This window comes from Rhodococcus sp. PD04 (genome assembly GCF_035918275.1).
In the GTDB taxonomy this organism is placed as follows: Bacteria; Actinomycetota; Actinomycetes; order Mycobacteriales; family Mycobacteriaceae; genus Rhodococcus; species Rhodococcus rhodochrous.
Window position 1 is genome coordinate 3,036,931 of record NZ_CP142143.1, and the last position, 21,483, is coordinate 3,058,413.

Annotated in this window: 23 protein-coding genes; 2 read left to right on the top strand and 21 right to left on the bottom strand. The window is 70.4% G+C overall.

Annotation, left to right across the window (positions count from 1 at the left end):
* Window positions 1-103: 103 nt before the first annotated feature.
* The 4 genes from trpC to U9J23_RS14010 all read right to left on the bottom strand — a co-directional run bounded on the left by trpC (window position 104) and on the right by U9J23_RS14010 (window position 4,083).
* Window positions 104-913 (bottom strand): indole-3-glycerol phosphate synthase TrpC, encoded by an 810-nt coding sequence (trpC, locus tag U9J23_RS13995; protein ID WP_059381017.1) that lies wholly within the window; start codon window positions 911-913, stop codon window positions 104-106.
* 91 nt (window positions 914-1,004) lie between these two features.
* A complete protein-coding gene (locus tag U9J23_RS14000) occupies window positions 1,005-1,670 on the bottom strand; it encodes a TIGR02234 family membrane protein (protein WP_059381016.1) in 666 nt (221 codons plus the stop codon).
* Window positions 1,667-3,250, bottom strand: coding sequence for an anthranilate synthase component I (locus U9J23_RS14005; RefSeq protein ID WP_176569465.1), 1,584 nt, complete (start codon window positions 3,248-3,250; stop codon window positions 1,667-1,669). Before U9J23_RS14005 ends, U9J23_RS14000 begins: the two co-directional genes overlap by 4 nt.
* Before the next feature lie 44 nt (window positions 3,251-3,294).
* Complete coding sequence (locus U9J23_RS14010) at window positions 3,295-4,083, bottom strand: dioxygenase family protein (RefSeq protein ID WP_059381014.1); 789 nt, start codon at window positions 4,081-4,083, stop codon at window positions 3,295-3,297.
* Between the two features lie 109 nt (window positions 4,084-4,192).
* Here U9J23_RS14010 and U9J23_RS14015 point away from each other — a divergent pair, with 109 nt between their 5' ends.
* Window positions 4,193-4,678, top strand: coding sequence for a MarR family winged helix-turn-helix transcriptional regulator (locus tag U9J23_RS14015; protein ID WP_059381013.1), 486 nt, complete (start codon window positions 4,193-4,195; stop codon window positions 4,676-4,678).
* Window positions 4,679-4,705: 27 nt separating this feature from the next.
* Here U9J23_RS14015 and U9J23_RS14020 read toward each other — a convergent pair whose 3' ends face one another.
* From U9J23_RS14020 to U9J23_RS14060, 9 genes are all read right to left on the bottom strand, one after another.
* Window positions 4,706-5,989: an acyl-CoA dehydrogenase family protein gene (locus tag U9J23_RS14020; RefSeq protein WP_085468364.1), complete on the bottom strand. Its 1,284-nt coding sequence runs from the start codon at window positions 5,987-5,989 to the stop codon at window positions 4,706-4,708.
* A complete protein-coding gene (locus tag U9J23_RS14025; RefSeq protein ID WP_059381011.1) occupies window positions 5,989-7,122 on the bottom strand; it encodes an acyl-CoA dehydrogenase family protein in 1,134 nt (377 codons plus the stop codon). The genes U9J23_RS14020 and U9J23_RS14025 overlap by 1 nt, the downstream gene beginning before the upstream one ends.
* Before the next feature lie 112 nt (window positions 7,123-7,234).
* Window positions 7,235-7,414 carry a tautomerase family protein gene (locus U9J23_RS14030; protein ID WP_016935788.1) on the bottom strand — a complete coding sequence of 60 codons (180 nt, stop codon included), beginning with the start codon at window positions 7,412-7,414 and terminating at the stop codon, window positions 7,235-7,237.
* Between the two features lie 56 nt (window positions 7,415-7,470).
* On the bottom strand, window positions 7,471-8,241 hold the full coding sequence (locus U9J23_RS14035) for a cutinase family protein (protein ID WP_059381010.1): 771 nt from the start codon (window positions 8,239-8,241) through the stop codon (window positions 7,471-7,473).
* Window positions 8,242-8,321: 80 nt separating this feature from the next.
* The gene (hisI, locus tag U9J23_RS14040; RefSeq protein WP_016696032.1) at window positions 8,322-8,684 is read right to left on the bottom strand and encodes a phosphoribosyl-AMP cyclohydrolase; all 363 of its coding nucleotides are present in this window, start codon (window positions 8,682-8,684) and stop codon (window positions 8,322-8,324) included.
* Window positions 8,681-9,454, bottom strand: a complete 774-nt coding sequence (gene hisF, locus U9J23_RS14045) for an imidazole glycerol phosphate synthase subunit HisF (protein WP_016696031.1) — start codon at window positions 9,452-9,454, stop codon at window positions 8,681-8,683. The genes hisI and hisF overlap by 4 nt, the downstream gene beginning before the upstream one ends.
* Entirely contained in the window at window positions 9,451-10,293 is an 843-nt protein-coding gene (locus U9J23_RS14050; protein ID WP_016696030.1) for an inositol monophosphatase family protein, read from the bottom strand. The genes hisF and U9J23_RS14050 overlap by 4 nt, the downstream gene beginning before the upstream one ends.
* Before the next feature lie 3 nt (window positions 10,294-10,296).
* Complete coding sequence (priA, locus tag U9J23_RS14055; protein WP_326598470.1) at window positions 10,297-11,031, bottom strand: bifunctional 1-(5-phosphoribosyl)-5-((5-phosphoribosylamino)methylideneamino)imidazole-4-carboxamide isomerase/phosphoribosylanthranilate isomerase PriA; 735 nt, start codon at window positions 11,029-11,031, stop codon at window positions 10,297-10,299.
* 72 nt (window positions 11,032-11,103) lie between these two features.
* A complete protein-coding gene (locus U9J23_RS14060) occupies window positions 11,104-13,383 on the bottom strand; it encodes an ATP-binding cassette domain-containing protein (RefSeq protein ID WP_059381006.1) in 2,280 nt (759 codons plus the stop codon).
* A gap of 62 nt (window positions 13,384-13,445) precedes the next feature.
* On the opposite strand from U9J23_RS14060, the gene U9J23_RS14065 reads away from it, so the two are divergent.
* The gene (locus U9J23_RS14065) at window positions 13,446-14,459 is read left to right on the top strand and encodes a helix-turn-helix transcriptional regulator (protein ID WP_326598472.1); all 1,014 of its coding nucleotides are present in this window, start codon (window positions 13,446-13,448) and stop codon (window positions 14,457-14,459) included.
* 1 nt (window position 14,460) lies between these two features.
* Here U9J23_RS14065 and U9J23_RS14070 read toward each other — a convergent pair whose 3' ends face one another.
* The 8 genes from U9J23_RS14070 to U9J23_RS14105 form a co-directional block, all read right to left on the bottom strand.
* On the bottom strand, window positions 14,461-15,249 hold the full coding sequence (locus tag U9J23_RS14070) for an ABC transporter ATP-binding protein (RefSeq protein WP_059381004.1): 789 nt from the start codon (window positions 15,247-15,249) through the stop codon (window positions 14,461-14,463).
* Window position 15,250: 1 nt separating this feature from the next.
* On the bottom strand, window positions 15,251-16,882 hold the full coding sequence (locus tag U9J23_RS14075) for an ABC transporter permease (protein WP_059381003.1): 1,632 nt from the start codon (window positions 16,880-16,882) through the stop codon (window positions 15,251-15,253).
* Window positions 16,879-17,955 (bottom strand): ABC transporter substrate-binding protein, encoded by a 1,077-nt coding sequence (locus U9J23_RS14080; RefSeq protein WP_064059960.1) that lies wholly within the window; start codon window positions 17,953-17,955, stop codon window positions 16,879-16,881. Before U9J23_RS14080 ends, U9J23_RS14075 begins: the two co-directional genes overlap by 4 nt.
* A gap of 77 nt (window positions 17,956-18,032) precedes the next feature.
* Window positions 18,033-19,112 carry an isopenicillin N synthase family dioxygenase gene (locus U9J23_RS14085; protein WP_326598476.1) on the bottom strand — a complete coding sequence of 360 codons (1,080 nt, stop codon included), beginning with the start codon at window positions 19,110-19,112 and terminating at the stop codon, window positions 18,033-18,035.
* A gap of 158 nt (window positions 19,113-19,270) precedes the next feature.
* Window positions 19,271-19,465 carry a hypothetical protein gene (locus U9J23_RS14090; protein WP_059381114.1) on the bottom strand — a complete coding sequence of 65 codons (195 nt, stop codon included), beginning with the start codon at window positions 19,463-19,465 and terminating at the stop codon, window positions 19,271-19,273.
* Window positions 19,466-19,521: 56 nt separating this feature from the next.
* A complete protein-coding gene (hisH, locus tag U9J23_RS14095) occupies window positions 19,522-20,157 on the bottom strand; it encodes an imidazole glycerol phosphate synthase subunit HisH (protein ID WP_024101217.1) in 636 nt (211 codons plus the stop codon).
* Window positions 20,158-20,167: 10 nt separating this feature from the next.
* Window positions 20,168-21,325, bottom strand: coding sequence for an MFS transporter (locus U9J23_RS14100; RefSeq protein WP_085468367.1), 1,158 nt, complete (start codon window positions 21,323-21,325; stop codon window positions 20,168-20,170).
* Window position 21,326: 1 nt separating this feature from the next.
* On the bottom strand, window positions 21,327-21,482 hold the full coding sequence (locus U9J23_RS14105; RefSeq protein WP_016696019.1) for a hypothetical protein: 156 nt from the start codon (window positions 21,480-21,482) through the stop codon (window positions 21,327-21,329).
* Window position 21,483 lies beyond the last annotated feature (1 nt).

The window sequence follows — 21,483 nt, forward strand, 5'->3', positions numbered from 1 at the left end:
CCCTCGGCCCTTGGCGGAAAGTGCGGAATCGTCTGCAGTCACGCGTCCAGTCTGCCCCACCACGCGATGCGGATCACGTGGGGGTCCGGACCGGCCGGGACGGTCAGCGTGCGGGCTTGGGGCACGACGGATGCGTGCCCACCGTCACCAGTTCGGCGACTGCCTGGCGCGGATCCCCACTGGTCACCAGTCCCTCTCCGACGAGCACCGCGTCGGCGCCGGCACCCGCGTACGCGAGCAGATCGGCCGGGCCGCGGACACCGGATTCGGCGATCTTGAGCACGTTGCTGGGCAGGCCCGGCGCGATGCGCGAGAAGGTCGTCTTGTCGACCTCGAGGGTCTTGAGGTTGCGGGCGTTGATGCCGATGACGGTGGCGCCGGCCTCGAGGGCGCGATCGGCCTCCTCCTCGGTGTGCGCCTCGACCAGTGCGGTCATGCCGAGCGACTCGACACGGTCGATCAGCGCCGTCAGCACGGTCTGCTCGAGTGCCGCGACGATGAGGAGCACGATGTCGGCGCCGTGTGCCCGCGCCTCGTGGATCTGGTAGGGACCGACCACGAAGTCCTTGCGCAGCACGGGAATACGGACGACGCGACGTACGGCGTCGAGATCGGCGAGGCTGCCGTGGAATCGGCGTTCCTCGGTGAGAACGCTGATGGCGCGAGCGCCTCCGGACTCGTACGCTGCTGCGAGCTCGGCAGGATCGGCGATGTCGGCGAGAGCGCCCTTCGAGGGGCTGGCACGCTTCACTTCGGCGATGACCGCGATGCCCGGTTCGCGCAGCGCGGCCTTGGCGTCGATCGGTGGGGGCGCGGCCGCGGCGGCAGCCTTGACGGAGGCAAGATCGAGAGCCGCCTCACGGGCGGCGACGTCGGCTCGCACTCCTTCGAGAATCGAATCGAGAACTGTCATCGTGGCTCGAGTCCTTTCCCACCCTGCTCAATCCCGATGTGATCAAGCTCATCGGATCTGTCTAGAAGAGTAGTGAAGTGGTTTACAGCGGTCACCGGCGGGTGTCCGTATCACCTTCGCCACCGTCGTCGGTGGGATCCTCACCTGCGTCCAGCGCGTCCCACAGACCGCGTTCGGACAGGGGTTCGTCGTTCTCGGCGCGCCGGGCGGCCGCCTCGCGACGTGCGGCCGGGGCGTCGTACTTCGACGACAGTCCGGCCGCCTCGCGCGGGGTGCGCCACAACGTCACGGCCGCGGCGAGAGCCGCGACGGCGCCGACGATCGCGAGGACGGCCGGCAGCGGATAGGTCTCGAGGGCGGTCACGGTCGCGCGGTCCGGCAGCGCCGCGACACCGGCCGCGGTCTCGGGATCGGCGTCGCCGGTGAGCAACCGCACGGCGGGGATCGCGGCCGCGACGGCGACGACCGCGACCACGAGCGAGACGAGGCGCAGCGCGAATCCGCGTACCGCGAAGACGGCGGCGACCGCAGCGAGCAGCACGAGGGCGAGCGGGGTCAGCGCCGCCGCCCAGCGGCCGCCCTCGAGGTCGTCGACGCGGTCGATCCCGAGTCCGTCGGCCGAGACCGCGGTGACCCACGTCATCCGGCTCGACGCCCACAGCAGGGCCGCACCGATGCCGAGCAGCAGGGCGGCGATCACGGTCGGCCGGCGGCGGCGCCCGGTGGTGGCGCCGGCGTCCGGCGTCTCCGCGGTCACCGTGCGTCACCGCCGTAGGTGGTGAGGGTGGATGCTGCGGCCACGGCGGCGAGGGCGGACATGGCCTTGTTGCGGGCCTCGGTGTCCTCCGCCTCCGGATCGGAGTCGGCGACGATGCCGGCACCCGCCTGCACGTAGGCGACGCCGTCCTTGACGAGGGCGGACCGGATGGCGATGGCGGTGTCGGCGTCGCCCGCGAAATCGAGATAACCGACGATGCCGCCGTAGATGCCGCGGCGGGTGGGTTCGAGTTCCTCGATCAGTTCCATCGCACGCACCTTGGGCGCCCCCGACAGGGTTCCGGCGGGGAAACAGGCCGTGACGGCGTCGAGGGCGTGCTTGCCCTCCGCGAGTCGCCCGGTGACCGTGGAGACGAGGTGCATCACGTGGCTGTACCGCTCGATGTGGCGGTAGTCGTGCACCTCGACGGTGCCCGGCGTGCACACCCGGCCGAGATCGTTGCGGCCGAGATCGACGAGCATGAGGTGCTCGGCGTTCTCCTTCTCGTCGTGGACGAGGTCCTTCTCGAGCAGGATGTCCTCCTCCTCGTTCGCACCGCGCCACCGGGTCCCGGCGATGGGATGGGTGGTGGCCACCCCGTCCGAGACGGTCACGAGCGCCTCCGGGCTCGACCCGACGATCGAGAAGGCCGTCTCGCCGTCCGGGCCCGGGATGTGGAGCAGGAACATGTACGGGCTGGGATTGGACGCACGGAGCATCCGGTAGACGTCGATCGGCTCTGCGTCGCAGTCGATCTCGAAGCGTTGCGAGAGCACCACCTGGAAGGCCTCACCGGCCTCGATGTCGCCGATCAGTTTGCGGACGTCCGTGCAGAACGACTCGGTGGTGCGCTGACGGCGGTAGTCGGGTTCGGGTCGCGAGTAGGTCGCGACGGTGGCCGGTGCGGGGGCTGCGAGCGCCTCCGTCATCCGGTCGAGGCGGGCGACGGCGTCGTCGTAGGCCTCGTCGACGCGCTCGTCGGAGCCGTCCCAGTTCACGGCGTTGGCGATGAGCCAGATCATGCCCTCGTGGTGGTCGACGGCCGCGAGGTCGGTGGCCAGCAGCATCACCATCTCGGGGATCTGCAGATCGTCCTCGGCGAGCGTCGGCAGCTTCTCGAGATGGCGGACGACGTCGTAGCCGAGATAACCCACCATGCCGCTGGTGAGGGGCGGCAGTCCGTGGATGCGGTCGGTGTGGAGCAACTGGAGGGTCTCGCCGAGGACGTCGACGGGGTTGCCGCCCGTGGGCGCGCCGGCCGGGACGTTGCCGTACCAGGCGGCGTCGCCGTCGACGACGGTCAGCGCCGCCGGGCTCCCGGCACCGATGAACGACCACCGCGACCACGACCGGCCGTTCTCCGCCGACTCGAGCAGGAACGTCCCGGGGCGGTCGGCCGCGAGCTTGCGATAGGCCGACAGCGGGGTCTCCGCATCCGCGAGCACCTTGCGGGTCACCGGGACCACGCGGTGCTCGGCGGCCAGCTGGCGGAACTGCTCGCGGGTGGTCGTCGAATCGGAACGGCCGCCACCCGAGGAGTCGGTGGTGGCTGCGGGAATGGTGGTGGGCTCGCCGGACATGCGCCCCATCATCCCAGGGACCTCGTCCGGCCCTGCAGCCGCCGTCAGGCGACCTGGAACGAGCGCTTGGCCAGGCCCATCCAGAAGCCGTCGACGACCTGGTCGATGCCGCGACCGGGGGCATCGGAGGCACCGAGGGTGACGAACAGCGGAGCGAAGTGCTCGACCGTCGGATGCGCGTAGGGCATGCCCGGTGCGCGGTGCCGGAAGTCGAGCAGCGCGTCGACGTCGCCGCGCGCGAGTTGCTCGGCGGTCCAGTGGTCGAACTCCGCGGACCAGCCCGGTGCGGGCGCCTCGGGGCGCGGGTCGCGCAGGAAGGGCAGACCGTGTGTGGTGAACCCGGATCCGATGATGAGCACGCCCTGCTCGCGCAGCGGCCGCAGTCGTGCGCCCAGCTGCAGCAGGCGTTCCGGATCCAGTGTGGGCAGGGAGATCTGCAGCACGGGGATGTCGGCGTCCGGGTACATGACGGTCAGCGGCACGTAGGCGCCGTGGTCGAGTCCGCGGTGCGGTTGCTGCACGACCGGTTCGTCGTCGGGCATCAGCGCCGCGACCTGCCGGGCGAGTTCGGGGGCGCCGGGGCTGGTGTAGGTCACCTCGTAGAAGCGACGTGGGAAGCCCCCGAAGTCGTACACGAGCGGGGTTCCGGTGGTCGTCGAACCGATGGTCAGCGGAGCGGATTCCCAGTGCGCCGAGACCACGAGGATCGCCGTGGGGCGCGGCAGATCGGCCGCCCAGCGCTGCAGCTGCGACACCCACAGTTCGCTGTCGACGAGCGGCGGGGCGCCGTGACTGAGGAACAGGGCGGGCGTGGTCGCGGATTCGGTGGTCATGACATCCCCTCAAGTTGAAGCTTCAAGTATCATAGAGGAGAACCCGTCGCGCGGCCATTCCCGACCTCGGCCGGCTGCGACAGCGAGATCGAACGAGCGAGGAGCAGGTATGAGCAACGAGGACCCGCGGTGGCTCGATCCGACGCAGCAGAACGCCTGGCGGGCACTCGTCTCCGTCGTCACACGACTGCCGGCCGCGCTCGACACCCAGATGCAGCGCGACTCCGACATGACGCACTTCGAGTACTTCGTCCTCGCACTGCTCTCCGAGAACCCCGAGCGCCGGTTGCGTCTCAACGCTCTCGCCGCCGAGGCGAACGCGTCGCTGTCGCGGCTCTCGCACGTCGTCACGCGCCTCGAGAAGCGCGGCTGGGTGCAGCGGGAACCGGTTCCGGGCAGTCGCGGTTCGTACGCAGTGCTCACCGATGCCGGCTACGACACCGTCGTCGAGGCTGCACCGAGCCACGTCGAGGCGGTGCGCAGGCTCGTGTTCGACGGCCTCGACGACGACCAGGTGCGCGCGCTCGCGCGCCTGGGCTCCGCCCTGGTCGAGCAGATCGACGAGGGGATCGCCGGCGGTATCGGCAAGGCCTGAGCTATCGCCCCACCCGCCGTGCGCCCGTCACGTGGCGGGGCGGCTCCTCGGCACGTCCCGGAACGGGATGTTCGGGTCGTGGCTGCGCTCACGCGGCATGCCGAGCACGCGTTCGCTGATGGCGTTGCGCGCCATCTCCGTCGTCCCGCCCGCGATGCACCACACCTGCCGCATCAGATGGTCGACGCCGCGCTGCGCGACCGCTCCGTCGGTCTCGTCCCAGGCGGCACCGTTGGCGTCGGTGAACTCGTAGCCGATGGTGACGAGGCGGCTCTCCACGACACCGGACATCAGGCGGGCGATGCTCGCGGCCTGGTCCGACATGGTCCGCGTCGCCACGCCCGTGGACACCCGCTGTTCGAGGGACTGCTTGACCAGTTCGAGCATCCGCGCCTCCCCGAGGAGGTCGCGGGCGAGCGGGTCGTCGAGCCGGCCGGCGTCGTGGGCCACGGCGAACAGCTCGGGCATCCGCGAGGCGCCGCGCGAGACCCCCGCCGGGATCGTCGTGTACGGCGAGTTCCGGTACATGCGCTCGTGGAACATCCAGCGGGTGCCCACGGTCCAGCCGTCGTCGACCTCGCCGAGCCGGTCGCTGTCGGGGACACGCACATCCGTCAGGAATTCCTGGCAGAACTCCTTCGAGCCGCTGAGCATCTCGATGCGGTGCACCTCGACCGAGGGTTGCTTCAGCGGAATCATGAAGACGGTCAGTCCCCGGTTCTTCGGGACGTCCCAGTCGGTGCGGGCCAGGCACAGCGCCCAGTCCGACCACCACGCACCGGTGGTCCAGATCTTCGATCCGTTGAGGATCCAGTCCTCACCGTCGCGGACCGCGGTGGTGACGGCGGCGGCGACGTCGGATCCGCCGCTGGGTTCGGAGAGCATCTGCATCCACAGTTCCTCGCCCTTCAGGATGGCGGGGATGTGGCGGCGTTTCTGTTCCTCGGTCCCGAATTCGAGCAGCACCGCCGCGCACGGCACGAAGGTGGGCACCTGCAGACGGGATGGATATTCGTAGCCGGCGAGTTCCTCGTCGAACACCTGCTGGTAGGCGCGCGGCAGCCCCTGCCCGCCGTACTCGCGGGGAAAGCAGATGCCGGCGAAGCCCGCGTCGAACATCGCCCGCTGGATGTCGCGCTCGCGCCGGACGAGGGCCAGTTCCTCCTCGTCGGATGCCTCAGGGCGGAGCACCCCGATGTAGGCCGCGGAGTCGGAGCGTTCCAGGTTGGCGTCGATCCACGCCCGCGCCCGTGCCCGGAACTCGTCGAGCGTCTCGGTCACGTCGGCCCTGTCCGAGGTGTCGAGGGCCATCAGGATGCCTCCCGGAGTTCGACGATGTCGGCGAGACGGGCACGATGTTCGGCCGGGGTGCCGAAGCCGGAGCGGTTCGCGGCCGCGCGTCGCGCATAGAGGTGCAGATCGTGTTCGTAGGTCACGCCGATCCCGCCGTGGATCTGGATGCAGTCCTGCACCAGCTCGCTGCCGTACTGGCCTATGTAGGCCTTTGCGGCGCAGACGAGTTCGTCCGCATCGGAGCTCGATGTCGCGACCGCTCCGGCCGCGCGGTCGGCAATCGCGTGACTCGCCTCGATCCAGGTCTTCATGTCGGCGAACCGGTGCTTGAGTTCCTGATAGGAGGCGAGCGGGCGACCGAAGGAGTAGCGGTCGAACGCCCATGCGACGGTGAGATCGAAGACCGCCTGCAGCGCCCCGACGGATTCGGCGCAGGAGATCACGATCGCGGTCCGCCGCGCGCGGGCGGCGTCGTCCGCTCCCCCGCCGGGTCCACCGACGACGGAGCTCAGCGGCACGCGCACCTCGTCGAAGTGGACCGCGGCGTAGCGCCGCGTGACGTCGATCGACCGAAGCGGCGTGATGTTCACTCCCTGCGCGTCGCGGGGTACGAGCACGTTGGTCACGTCCTGCCCGGTCCGACCGGTCACGAGCAGGAGATCGGCGGTGATGACGGCCTCGACGGGGCGTTTGGTGCCGGTGACGACCACCTCGTCGCCGTCGATCCGGATCTCCACAGGCGCGGTGGCGGTCCGGCTGCCGGCGCGCGGTTCGTCCAGGCACCAGGCTGCGGTGGCGCGGCCGGCGAGCAGCGCCGCCAGCGTCTCCTCGTGGTCTTTCCCGTACCGGCCGAGCATCTCCGCCGCGATGTTCGTGGGGCACAGCGGCCCGGGGGCGGCGTGGCGCCCGAACTCGTGGGCGACCAGCGTGAGATCGACGAGTCCGAGACCGCTCAGCGATCCTCCGCCGTGGTCCTCGTCGACGAGCAGGCCGGTCCAGCCGAGTTCGGCCCCGGCACGCCAGTAGTCGGCTGCGAAGCCGTCCGGATCGTCGCGGAGGCGGCGGATCCCGTCCGGCGGCACCCTCTCCGCGAGGAACCGTGCCGTGGTGTCGCGGAAGAACTCCTGATCCGGACTCGGATCCAGCAACATGCGTGCCCCTTCACCCCGTCGTCAGAACATAACGCTCTCAATACAGAGAACACTATTCTCATCGGATACGAAAGGGGTGCGCGAAGACGGACTCGGGGTGAACCGGGTCGGGTCAGCCGAGCGGAGTTCCGCCCACGCCCCAGTTCTCGCGGGGCACCTCGGTGATCGTCACCCACACCGACGACGGATTCTTGCCCGAGGCCTCGGCGTACGCGCGGGTGACCGCGGAGATCACCTCGGCCTTCTGCTCGTCGGACAGGCCCGGCGTCTGACTGATCTGGATGAGAGGCATGCGGGCATTGTCGCAGCCCGTCGCACGACCCGCCGATCGGTCCTGCGCCGTGTCCGTCACGGCACGATCCGGACCTCCGTCGTCCGCGGATGCTCGACGAGCGCGACCATCACATCGACGAACGGGACACCGTCGACCACCAGCGTCGAATAGTGCTGGTGCAGAGCGAAATAGCCCTCGATCCGGCCCGCGGCACCCGCGGGGTCCGCCAGCGGATCGACCATGTCGCACACGGCATCGCCGGCAGCGCAGACGGTGGCCACCGGAACGTCCCCGAAGCCCGCCCGCGCCCCGGTCGGTGAGATACCGGGCAGGGCTGCGGGCACCACGACCTCCGCGCCGGTCCCGGACGTCCGCGGATCGGCGATGAGCAGACCGGCGAGATCGGCCGGTCGGTCGACGGCGCGCGCCAGGTCGGCGAGGACGTCACCGGCGACAGCGGCCCCCTGCGAGAAACCGACGATGCGCACCGCGGCCCCGGGGCACTCCGTGTGCGCCCGCGCGACCTGCCGGTGGAGTTCGGCGACCCCGAGTTCCTTCGACCCGTCGTAGGTGTGGGTACCGAGCGGGCTGATCTCCCCGGGATAGTCGATCCGTATCGTGCGCGCGCCGCGAGCCGCCAGGCGCTCGAGGATCGGATGGACCGTCGACGTTTCCTTGCCCACCTTGAGGGTGCCGTCCACGCCGAGAGCGATCATCGGCGGGCAGTGTGCGAGTGCATCCGACGACGCGAGATCCGGCGCGGCCGCGGCGGGCGAGCCTACGAGGCCCGCGAGCGCGATCGCCGCTCCGAGGATCGCACCGACCCGCGTCGTCACCGCGCGCATCTGTCCCCTTCCGGATCGTCGCGCGGCGACGCTATCAGGGGCGGGGAACGAGCGATGTCGTGCGAACGGACGACATCCGGCTACTCGGCGATCTGCGGTGCCTCGAGCAGGACGTCGGTGTCGAAGCAGGTGTGCGTGCCGGTGTGGCAGGCGGCGCCGACCTGGTCGACGACGAGCAGCACCGTGTCGCCGTCGCAGTCGAGGCGCACCTCGTGCACGTACTGGGTGTGTCCGGACGTCTCGCCCTTGACCCAGTACTGCTGCCGCGACCGCGAGTAGTAGGTGGCCTTGCGGGTCGCGAGGGTGCGGGCGAGCGCCTCGTCGTCCATCCACGCCATCATCAGGACGGCGCCGGTGGTCCGCTCCTGCACGACGGCGGCGAACAGGCCGTCGTCGTTGCGCTTGAGCCGGGCGGCGATCGCCGGATTCAGGATGTCGCTCATCGGACCGTGATCCCTTCCGCGCGCATCGCGTCCTTGACCTGACCGATGGTCAGCTCCCGGAAGTGGAAGACACTCGCGGCGAGCACCGCGTCGGCACCGGCCTGCACGGCGGGTGCGAAGTGCTCGACGGCGCCGGCACCGCCGGAGGCGATGACGGGCACGTGCACGGCCTTGCGCACGGCCTCGATCATCTTCAGGTCGAAACCGTTCTTGGTGCCGTCGGCGTCCATCGAGTTGAGCAGGATCTCGCCGACGCCGAGTTCCTCGCCGCGCCGGGCCCACTCGACCGCGTCGATGCCCGTCCCGCGACGACCACCGTGGGTGGTGACCTCCCAGCCGCTCGGCGTGGGTTCCTGCCCCGCGGGCACGGTGCGGGCGTCGACCGACAGCACGATGCACTGCGAGCCGAATCGCTCGGACATCTCGCGCAGCACCTCGGGCCGGGCGATGGCCGCGGTGTTGACCGAGACCTTGTCGGCGCCGGCGCGCAGCAGGCGGTCGACGTCCTCGACGGTGCGGACGCCGCCTCCGACCGTGAGCGGGATGAACACCTGCTCGGCGGTACGCGTGACGACGTCGAGCATGGTGCCGCGGTCGCCGCTCGACGCGGTGACGTCGAGGAAGGTCAGTTCGTCGGCGCCCTGTTCGTTGTAGAGGGCGGCGAGCTCGACCGGATCACCCGCATCGCGCAGGTTCTCGAAGTTGACACCCTTGACCACCCGCCCCGCATCCACGTCGAGGCACGGGATGACCCGCACGGCCAGCGTCATGTTCGATCTCCTTCGGAACCCAACTGCTCGGCCACGGACTGTTCCGTCGCCGACTGCACAATCTCCAGTATCTCGCCGTGCACTCCGGGCGCTGCAGCGACCACCGATCCGGAGCCGATCCGCCAGGGCCGGCCCGCGAAGTCGGTGGCGATGCCACCGGCGGCCCGCACGAGTGCGACACCGGCGGCGTTGTCCCAGGGGTGGTGGCCGAACACCACGGCACCGCCGATCGCGCCTCCCGCGGTGAACGCGAGGTCGGCGCCGGTGGAACCGTGCATCCGCAGCCGGGCGACGCGCCGGCTCAGCTCGGTGATGACGGCGAGACGCCGGGTGCCGGGCACCCGACCGCGACTGTCGATGTCGAAACTGCCGACGGCGATCATCACGTCCTCGAGCCGGGCCGGCTGCAGCGGTTCGGTGGGCTTGCCGTTCACGAGCAGCGGCCCGTCGGCGATTCCCGCGAAGCGCTGATTCGTCAGCGGCAGCCACGTGAGGCCGAGGATCGGTTCGCCGTCCTCGACGAGAGCGAGGAGGATCCCGGCCATCGGCAGCCCGGCGGAGTAGTTGATGGTGCCGTCGATCGGGTCGAGCAACCAGACGGTGCCCTCCCCTGCGGACGGACCGCCGAACTCCTCACCGTGCACGGGGATACCGGTGCGCTCGGCGAGGGCACCGGAGATCCGCCGCTCGAGTTCGAGATCGAGATCGGTCGCGAAGTCGTTCGGTCCCTTGTCGACGGAACGCGGCGCACCGTGCCCGGCGACGAACCGTTCCGCGACCTCGTCGAGTACACCGCTCGCGACGGCGAGCAGCCGGTTCAGGTCTGCGGGATCGGTCATCGGTCAGCGCGAGACGGCGTCGAGCGCCTCGGTCAGCGTGAATCGGCCCGCGTACAGCGCCTTTCCGACGATGGCACCTTCCACACCCTCGTCGACGAGCGTCGCGATGGCACGCAGGTCGTCGACGGTCGAGACGCCACCGGAGGCGACGACCGGCGATTCGGTGGCCGCGCACACCTCGCGGAGCAGATCGAGATTGGGGCCGGAGAGGGTGCCGTCCTTGGTGACGTCGGTGACGACGTAGCGCGAGCAGCCGTCGCGTTCGAGACGTTCGAGCACCTCCCACAGGTCACCGCCGTCGGAGACCCAGCCGCGGCCGCGCAGCCGCCACCGGCCATCGAGGAGCTTGACGTCGAGACCCACGGCGATGCGGTCGCCGAACTCGCCGATGACGCGCGAGCACCACTCGGGATTCTCGATCGCGGCGGTGCCGAGGTTGACGCGGGCGCAGCCGGTCGCGAGGGCCGCGGCGAGGGTCTCGTCGTCGCGGATGCCGCCCGACAGCTCGACCTTCACGTCGAGTTCGCCGATGACCTCGGCGAGGAGGACGCGGTTGTCGCCGCGACCGAACGCCGCGTCGAGGTCGACCATGTGCACCCATTCGGCTCCGGCGTTCTGCCATTCGAGGGCGGCGTCGCGGGGCGAACCGTAGCCGGTCTCGCTGCCCGCCTCTCCCTGAACGAGGCGAACTGCTTCACCGTTGACGACGTCGACTGCGGGCAAAAGGACCAGGCTCACTGCGTACACATTAGTGCCTGTACCTGTGACATCGCCAAACGCGTGGCCGGGGCGCCGGGAAAGCGCCGTGCGTCATGCCGACCGTGCCGCGTCGAGGGCCCGGCAGGTCGGGGTCGGACGGCCGGTGTACTCGTCGACGGGCCCCTCGTACAGCACGGTTCCGCCGTGCCGTCCCGGTCCCGGTCCGAGGTCGACGATGTGGTCGGCGTGGCGGATCACCTCGAGGTGGTGCTCGATGACGACGACCGTGTGCCCTCGGTCGACGAGGTCGTCGAAAACGCGCAGGAGGGTGCCGATGTCCTCGGCGTGCAGGCCGGTGGTCGGTTCGTCGAGGACGTAGAGGGTCGGTGTCCTGGCTCGTCCGAGTTCCTTGGCGATCTTGACCCGTTGACACTCGCCGCCCGAGAGCGTGTCGAGCGACTGCCCGAGGCGGAGGTAGTCGAGACCCACCCCGGCGAGTGCACTCAGTCGGCGCGTGATCTCCGGGTGTGGCAGTTCCTCGAGGGCACGACCGACGGTGAGGTCGTCGACGTCGGCGATCGACAGGCCGTTCACGGTGTGCCCGAGCACCTCGGCGGTGAACCGGCGACCGTGGCAGGTGTCGCAGACGACCTCGTGTCCGTCCATGAAGGCGAGGTCGATGTACACGACACCGGCCCCCGTGCAGGTCGGGCACGCACCTGCCGAGTTCGCGCTGAACAGGCTCGCCGGCACACCGTTGTGTTCGGCGAACATCCGCCGCAGGGCAGGTGCGATGCCGGTGTAGGTGATCGGGGTGGAGCGGCGGTTGGTGCTCACCGGCCGCTGGTCGATCACCGTGGCGTCGTGTTGGTCGACGAGTTCGGCTGCGAGACTGGACTTTCCCGATCCGGCGACGCCGGTGGACACGGTGAGCACCCCGGTGGGGATCTGCACCGTCAGGTCGCGGAGGTTGTTGCGACATGCACCGGCGATCGTGAGATTGCCGGTCGCCTCGCGAGCGGGGCGACCGCCGCCGATGTCGCGCCGCAGCGATCGGCCGGTGGGGGTGTCGGCCTGCCGCAATCGGTCGAAGGTGCCCTGGAAGACGAGGCGACCACCGGACGAACCCGCACCGGGACCGATCTCGATCACCTCGTCGGCACGGGCCATGACGGCCGGATCGTGCTCGACGACGAGGACGGTGTTGCCGCTGTCACGGAGCCGTTCGAGGAGCTCGATCATCGACTCCACGTCGGCGGGATGCAGACCGACCGTCGGTTCGTCGACGACATAGGTCATCTCCGTCAGGCTCGACCCGAGGTGACGGACCATCTTGATCCGTTGCGATTCGCCGCCCGAGAGCGTGGTGGTCGTCCGGGCGAGCGCGAGATAGCCGAGGCCGATCGTCACCATCGCCTCGAGCCGGCCCACCAGTGCGGATACCACGGGAGCGGCGCGCTCGTCGTCGATCGTGCGCACGAACTCGAGCAGTTCGGCGATCTCGAGGCGGGACAGCTCCCCGATCGTGCGGCCGCGCACTGTGACCGCCCGCGCGGCCGCGTTCAGCCGTTCCCCGCCGCAGTCCGGGCACGTCTCGGCGCGGGTGAAGCGCCGGATGACGTCCTGCTTGCGTTCGGAGAGGTTGTCGGAGGTGTGCAGGTGGATGCGCTCGAACCTTTCGACGACGCCCTCGTAACCGTCCGGCGGTTTGTGGCCCAGCGCCGCTGCGGCCTCGCCACCGTGGAGCAGTGCCTCGCGCTCGGCGGGCCTCCACTCGCGTAGGGGTGTGTCCGCGTCGAAGGACCCGATGTCGGCGTACTGGGAGTACCAGTACCCGCCGTTGCCGAATCCGGGCACCAGGATCGCGCCCTCGGCGAGGGACCGGTCGAGATCGAGGAACCGCTCGACGGCACTGACGACGATCTCGCCGAGCCCGGAGCAGGTCGGGCACATTCCCGTGGGGTCGTTGAACGAGAAGCGGTTCGACTCGCCGAGGACGGGTGTGCCCGCGCGGGAGTACAGCAGCCGCAGATAGGTCCAGGTGTCGGTGATGGTGCCGACCGTCGAGCGGGCGTTGCCGCCGAGCCGACGCTGGTCGACGACGATCACCGGCGTCAGACCGTCGATGTGGTCGACGTCGGGTCGCGTCCATTTCGGGAGCCGGTTGCGCGTGAACGGCGGGTACGTCTCGTTGAGCTGGAAGCCGGCCTCCGCCGCGATCGTGTCGAAGATCAGCGACGACTTGCCGGAGCCGGACACCCCGACGATCACCACGAGCCGGTTGCGCGGAACGGTCAGATCGATGTCGGCCAGGTTGTGGGTGCGGGCGCGGCGGATCGTGATGGCGCGGTCTCGCACTGCCGCCTCGGTTGTCGTGACGGTGGTGGTCATGGGTTCGACGCTACGACCGGTTGCGGCCGGATCCTGGCCGCAACCGATGGGAGTATGGCGCCATGGCGGACGTCACCGAGCGGATGCTCGCGTTGTTGTCGATCCTGCAGACCGGACGCACGATCGGCGGGGACGAGCTGGCCCGGCGGCTGCAGGTGAGCCGCCGGACGCTCCGCCGCGACGTCGACCGTCTGCGCGGCTACGGGTATCCCGTCGAAACCCGTTCCGGGCCCGGCGGTTTCTATCGCCTCGCGTCGGGACGCTCGATGCCGCCGCTGGTACTCGACGACGACGAGGCCGTCGCGGTGCTGCTGGGACTCGGCGCCCTCGCTGCGACCGGGCCGGCCGAAGGAGGGCTGGACGACGCCGCGACCCGTGCCTACGGCAAGCTCGACCAGTTCCTGCCCGCGCGGCTGCGCCCGCGGGTCGCGGCCGTCCGCAGCGCGGTGGAGACGAGTGCGCTGCAGGCGCCCAGCGTGTCGGCGGAGCTGCTCGGCACCGTGGCAGAGGCGATCGCGCGGTGCGACACACTCACCTTCGACTACGTCGACGCGCAGGGCTCGCCCACCTCTCGCCGGGTCGAGCCGTACCGGCAGGTGCACCACCTGGTGCGGTGGTACCTCCTCGGATGGGACGTCGATCGTGAGGACTGGCGGGTCTTCCGTCTCGACCGTGTGCGCGACCTGCTCCGCACCGGCCGCCCATTCGCACCGCGCCCGCTTCCCGCCGGGTCCGCCACGGAATACCTGCGGCAAGGACTCCGGCAGGGGCGGACACCGGTGCACCTGGACGTGGCGGCCTCGGCCACCCGGGTGGCCGACGCGCTGAAGTACCAGGACGCCGAGATCCGCCCGACGGGTGACGATCGGACCGAAGTGGACCTCGCGGTCGAGTCGTGGCAGTGGCTCGTCCTCGCGCTCGCCGCCCTCGACGCCGACGTCCGGATGCGCGCGGCCCCGGAGATCGTGCGGTCCTGCGCGGTGTTCGCCGATCGTCTGCGCGCGACGGCGCAGAACGCCGTCGTCCCCTCCGAGGCGGAGAACGCCGTCATCCCTTCCGAGGAGCGTGCGAGGTGAATCAGAGCGCGGCCGGAGCGAGAAGATCGTCGGACGAGAACAACGCGTCCGAGATCTCGTCGCACAGGCGGTGGAACTCGGGGCTGCGCTTGATCTCCGGCAGACGCGGGCGCGGCAGGTCGATCTCGAAATCCGCGCGGATGCGGCCCGGCCGCGCCGACATCAGCAGCACCCGGTCGGCGAGGAAGACGGCCTCCTCGATCGAGTGCGTGATGAGCAGGGTGGTCGTCGCGCGGCGGGTCCAGATCTCCTGGAGCAGACCGTTGAGGTTCTGCCGGGTCATGTCGTCGAGTGCCCCGAACGGCTCGTCGAGCAGCAGGATGTCCGGCTCCGAGACGAGTGCCCGCGCGATGGAGGCGCGCTGACGCATACCGCCCGACAGGTGGGCGGGGCGGGCGTCGGCGAAGTCGCCGAGCCCGACGAGCCGCACGAGTTCGGCGACGAGTTCGGGGTCCGAACGGCCGGCCGCCGCGAGGGGCAGCGCGACGTTCGCGGCGACCGACCGCCACGGCAGCAGCGCCGGGTCCTGGAAGGCGATACCCACACCGTGACGGCGGCGCACGACATCGGGGTCCTCTCCCGCGACCTTCACACTCCCGGTGGTGGGGGTGTCGAGGCCGGCGAGCATCCGCAGCAGGGTGGACTTGCCGCAGCCGGACGGGCCGACGATCGCGGTGAACGAGCCGGGTGGGGCGTCGAACGAGACGTCGGTGAGGGCTTCGACGCGGCCGGTGCGGCCGTCGAAGAACTTGTGGACCGCCGAGACGGAGATGCCCGGGGTGCTCTGCATGTCAATCTCCCATCCGTGCCAGCACCCAGGACTCCAGGGCGGTCACGATCGTGTAGGCGGCGATCATCGTCAGGGTGCACACCACGACCGCCGCCCACAGCTGGTCGTAGGCGAAGGTGGTGGTCGAACGCAGCATCAGGTATCCGAGACCGGTTCCGGTGGCGAGCCATTCGACGAGCAGGGCGCCGACGACCGCGGCCGGAACCGCGATCCGCGCGGCGGCGAGCAGCGCGGGCAGGGCGGCGGGGATCTGGGCGCACAGGAAAGTGCGGGTCGCGCTCGCGCCGCTCGCCCGGAAGACGTCGGTGACGCTGCTCGGCACCGCGCGCACGGCGGCCAGCGTCATGACGAGCGTCGGGAAGAAGGTGACGGCGCCGCAGATCGCCGCGGCGGTGAACAGCCCGCGCCCGAAGACGATCATGAAGATCGGGGTGAACACTCCGAGGGGCACCGACTGCAGCACGATCGCCGGAGGCATCGCGACGTATTCGAGGGCCGGGAAGCGCACCAGCACTGCGACCAGCAGCAACGCCGCGACGGTGCCGGCGAGATAACCGACCGCCGCGAACGACAGGGTCTGCCCGAGCGCGTCGAACACCACCGCGCGGTGGTCCGCGGCGCGATCGCCGGCGAAGAGGAACCGTGCGACGTCCGCGGGCGTCTTGGCCACCATCGGGCTCGGTTGCAGCAGTTCGACGGCCGCCCACCACACCGCGAGGGTCACCGTGACGGCGGCGACGAGTCCCCCGACCATTCCGAGGAGGCGTCGCCATCCCGTCACGGCCGGGGTGGCCGGGCCGAAGGTGACCGAGCCGGTGGACACGGTCGCGGCCCACGGTGAGGTCCACCGGTTCACCAGCGCCGGGACGGCGTAGGCGATGCCGGCCACGGCGGTCGCGGCGAGCGCCAGCGCCCACGTCAGCGGCACGTTCAGCTGCTGCTGGGCAGTCATCATGGCGGGCCCGAGACCTTCGGAGCCGCCGAGATATTCGCCGATGATCGCGCCGAGCACCGCCGCAGGGCCGGCGATGCGCAGGCTCGCGAGCAGGCTCGGCAGACCGGCGCGGATACGGGCGAAGCGCAGTTCGGCGCCGAGCCCACCGCCGGTCGCGCGGACGACGTCGAGCACCGTCGGGCTCACCGCGCGCAGACCGACGACCGTGCCCACGACGGTGGTGAGGACCACCCCGAGCGCGGAGATCACGATCTTCGGGGTGTCGCCGTCGAGGAGCACGTACAGCACGGGCCCGATCGCGAGAGCGGGCAGGAACGACACGACGGCGGCCAGTCGCAGGACGGATGCCTCGAGTCGCGGCACAACGAGCACGAACACCCCCAGCGCCACCGCGATCGCGTTGCCGGCGAGCCAGCCGAGCGCGGCGACGCGTGTGGTCGACAGGGTGTTGGCCGCGATGAGATCGCCGTTGTCGACGAAGGCGCCGAGTACGGCCACCGGCGTCGGGATCAGCGCCGGACGGGCCACGGCGAGCAGGGTCCACACGAGCAGCAGACCCGCGAAACCGAGCGCGCCGGACACCAGCCGACGGTCGGGACGGAAGCGGACGACTCGCCGGACGGGCGGCGCGCTCGGGAGGCGCGCCGGTGTCACCGGACCGGCGACGACGGTGCTCATCCGTCGATCGCGACGTCGGCGAGCGCCGTCGCGAGGTCGGGTCGCGCGTCGTAGACCTCGGCCAGCACCGACAGGTCGAACAGCTCGTCGGCGGAGATGTCGAGGCCGGAGGCGGCGAGGGTCGCGAGGTTCTGGGCGACGAGATCGTCGGTGACGGTCATCAGGCCGGAACTGCGGGTGTCGTCGGTGACGATCAGGTCGTTCTGGATGCGGGCGATCTCCGTCTGGACGGCGAGGTCGAGACCGAGATCGGGCGCGTAGGAATCGATCGTGATCGATGCGGCGCGTTCGGGATCGGTGATCGCGGCGATCCACCCTTCGATCTCGGCGGTGAGGCACTTGACGAGGTCGGCGCGCCGATCTCCCGACAGGGTCGACTCGTCGGCGACGTACACCTGCGCGACGAGCGGATAGCCGTTGTCGGCGAGGAGCAGCGTCTCGACGTCGTAACCGGCGGCAGCGAGTGTGACGGGTTCGTTGGTGACGAAGGAGAACCAGCCGTCGACCTCCCCCTGGGTCAACGGCGAAGGGTCGAACTGGACGGGCACGGTGGTCACCGACGCCGGATCGATGCCGGCTCCTTCGAGGAAGGCCGTCCACACCGTCTCGTTGACGGCCTGCACACCGATGGTGCGTCCGACGAGATCCTGCGGAGTCCGGATCGGTGCGCTCGCCAGGGACGTCACGGCGTACGGGTTCTTCTGGTAGAGCGCGCCGACGATCTTCACCGCCGCTCCCCCGTTGAGCCGGGCGGTGGCGACCTGGTCCGGTGTCGAGGCGACACCGAGCAGTGCCTTGCCGACCCCGACGTCGAGGGGTGTGGGTGTCGCGGTCGGGCCGCCTTCGAGCAGCTCCACCGTCTCGATGCCCTGGGCGGCGTAGAAACCGTCGGCGATCGCGAGGTAGGTGCCGGCGAAGGACACCGAGTGGGTGTAGGACAGCCGGAACGCGACGGATCCCTCGCTGCCGGTGGCGCTGTCGCCGTCGCCGGAGCAGGCGGTGAGCAGTGTGGATCCGGCGCCGAGCAGGATCAGTCCGCCGAGGGAACGGGCAAGGAACGCACGTCGGGGCATGGTCGTCACGGGATGGACTCCTGGGGAGAACCGCCGGCGGGGGGCCGGCGGTGGGACGGGGGTGGGGTGAGGACAGCTCAGGCGGTGAGACCGACGACCTTGTACTCGAGATATTCACCGGAGTGCACCGGTTCGTGGGCGGGCGGGGTGGCGGCGTCGGTGCACGAGGGCAGGCACTCGATGACCGCGGACCAGTTGGGGGTGTGGAAGAACGGCATCGAGATGCGTTCGCGGTCCCACTTCTCCGGCGGCGGGGGCAGGATCCGGTGGTGGGTGGAGACCCAGCGGTTGTTGGTCCAGATCGCCATGAGGTCACCGATGTTCACGACGAACGAGTTCTCGATGAACGGCACGTCCACCCATTCACCGGTGGAGCGGTCGACGACCTGCAGGCCGCCCTCCTCGTCCTGGTACAGGATCGTGAGGGTGCCGGAGTCGGTGTGCGGGAACTTGCGGAACTGCCCGTCCACCGGGGGCGTGGTGATGGGCGGGTAGTAGTTGGCGCACAGGTTGGTGAGGTGGTTGTCGAACAGTCCGTCGAAGTAGTGCTCGTCGAGTTCGAGGCCGAGCGCGAAGAAGCGCATGACCTCGAGGGCGAGGTGTTCGAGTTCGCCGTAGTACTCGAGCCAGGCCGGGCGGAAGTCCTCGAGGCCGGCGAGGTCGGGCCAGCGGTTGGGGCGCGTCCACACCGCGGCGCCCTCGGCGAGTTCGGCGGTGTCGGGCACGCCGGGCTCCCCCGCCCGGTTCATGGTGAACAGCTCGCACAGGTCGGGCGGCGAGTCGAGGCCGGTCGCGAGACCGTCGGCGCTGGCACCGTCGCGCCCCTTCGTGCTGACGCGGCCCTCGTGGAACAGGCGCAGGCCGCGCAGGGTCACGTCGCCGGGAGGTGCGACGAGATGGCGTCGCTGCTCGAGGGGCACGTGGAAGAAGCGGCGGGTGGCGTCGAGGACCCGGTCGATGAGGCCGCGGTCGATGCCGTGGCCGGAGAGCACGAAGAATCCCGATGTGCGGCAGGCCTTGTCGAGGGCACGGCCGACGGCGGCGCGGGCGTCGGGGTCTCCTGTCAGGGCGAGCGACAGGTCGATCTGGGGGATGTATCCGTCGAGGAGGACCGGGGAGTCGATGACGGATGCGGAGGTGGGGCTGGCTTGGGTCACCCGTTCATCGTTGGGCACGTCGATGACGAATATTGTTGCGTAGATTAACTACAGGTAACCGGTTTGTCCGATTTCGTAGCGGCTGCGTTACGCAGCTCCTCGCGCACCCAACCGAGGTTCGCTACCGCAACACGCCGAGCGAAACCCGGTTCGGCGCGTCAGCTTTCGGGGCGGTCGTCCTCGGCGGGACCGAAGGCGCGGCGGGCCGACCGCGTCGACACGACACCCATCGCAACGACGGCCGCCACGATGCCGACGAGTGCGATGACGAGACCGACGACCGGCGTGGGCCGGACCGCCACCACGACGATCGCGGTGACGAGCAGGACGACGGTCGCTGTGCCGACAGACATCAGCGCGTGACGGCCGAAGGAGAACTCTCCGCCCGGCCGACCGCGCCGCGGCCCGGTCACAACGAGCTGACCCAGTTCTGCAGCAACTGTGCGCCGGCGTCGCCGGACTTCTCCGGGTGGAACTGGGTGGCCGAGAGCGGACCGTTCTCGACGGCAGCGACGAAGCGGCTGCCGTGCTCGGCCCAGGTCACCTTCGGCGGCGCGAGACGCTCGGGAGCGTCGAGCTCCCACTTGCGGGCGGCGTAGGTGTGGACGAAGTAGAAGCGGGTGTCGGCGTCCATGCCGGCGAAGAGCACCGAATCGGCGGGGGCCTCGACGGTGTTCCAGCCCATGTGCGGGAGCACCGGCGCGTCCAGGCGCTCGACCGTGCCCGGCCACTCGCCGCAGCCCTCGGTCTCGATGCCGTGCTCGACGCCGCGTTCGAACAGGATCTGCATGCCGACGCAGATGCCGAGCACGGGGCGTCCGCCGGCGAGGCGGGTGCCGATGATCTTGTCTCCACCGACGCTGCGCAGGCCCTTCATGCACGCGTCGAAGGCCCCGACGCCGGGGACGACGAGGCCGTCGGCGGCGAGCGCGATCTTCGGGTCGGCGGTGACCTCCACATGCACGCCGGTACGGGCGACTGCCCGCGTGGCGGAGTGGAGATTGCCCGAGCCGTAGTCGAGGACGGCGACCGTGGTTGCGCTCATGATGTCGATTCTAGGTGGTGGGACGGGGACGTTCCGACGGCCCGGCCAGTCGGGCCAGCAGCGGCAGGGCCGGGACCAGGACCGCGGCCGCGGCGAACGCCGCGGGATATCCGGCCGCGGCTGCCACCGCGCCGAGGGCGAACGAACCGGCGCCGGTGCCGGCGTCGAAGCCGATGTTCCAGGCGGCGCTCGCCGAGCCGGTGTTACCGGCCCCGGCGCGACGGAACGCGACGAGCAGCGCCTCGTTCTGCACGACACCGAAGCCGAATCCGAAGGCGATCGCGGCGACGATCAGCAGCACCGCTCCCCCGCGGTCGTCGGCGACGAGCGCGAAGGGAATCATCGCCAGGCCCGCCAGGCCGAGACCGACGGGCAGCAACTTGCCGGCGCCGACCCGGTCCGCGACGGAACCTGCCGCGTACCGCCCGATCAGCGAGGACGCGCTGAGTACGGCCAACGCTGCCGCGACGGGCAGGCCGGCGACCGCGATGCGCAACAGCGAGGTGAGACCGCCGTAGGCGATCGCACCCGCGCCCACCGCGACCAGCGGGAACAGGAGCACGACCGGCGGCACCCGTCGTGCCGTCCGCGACTGTTTCGCGGCCAGCCGTGGCAGACGGCTCGCGGCGAACAGACCGGTGGACGAGATGATCGCGCCGAGCACGAACACCGGCGTGGTGGAGAACCGCTCGGCGATCGCCAGCCCGGCGGGCAGGCCGATCGTCTGGGACGCGGCGATGGCGATGCCGAGCATGCCGGTGGCCCGGCCGAGCAATCGCGGCGGCGCGAGCTCACCGACGAGAGCGGCCGCCGCCACGGTGATCATGCCGAAGCCGATACCGCGCAACGCGGAGATCCCGAGCACGGCCGCCGGGGCCATCGACACGAGGAACAGCAGCGACGGTGGCCCGAGGAACAGGCAGCCGGCCGCGAGCGTCGCGCGGTGACCGAACGCGCGCAGCAGTCGCGGCATCGCGAGCTGGGTCAGGACCGTGGTGAACATGAACACCGCCGTCACCGACCCGGCGAGCGTGTCGCTGCCACCGGCCTCGGCGATCGCCCACGGCACGACCGGCAGCAGCAGCGAGAAGCCGCCGAAGGCCGCCGCGGACGTCGACCACGCCGGGATCAGACCACGAACGGTGAACAGTCCTTGTTGTTCCGCCACGTCAGAGCAACCGGAAGACGCCCGCGGCGGCTGCCAGCACGGTCAGAGCCAGCAGCACACCCGCGAACAACGTGTTGCGAGCCTTCCACATCGACCACGTTCCGCCCGCCGCGAATCCGGCCACGATGAAGCACAGGTAGGTGAGGACGACATCCATA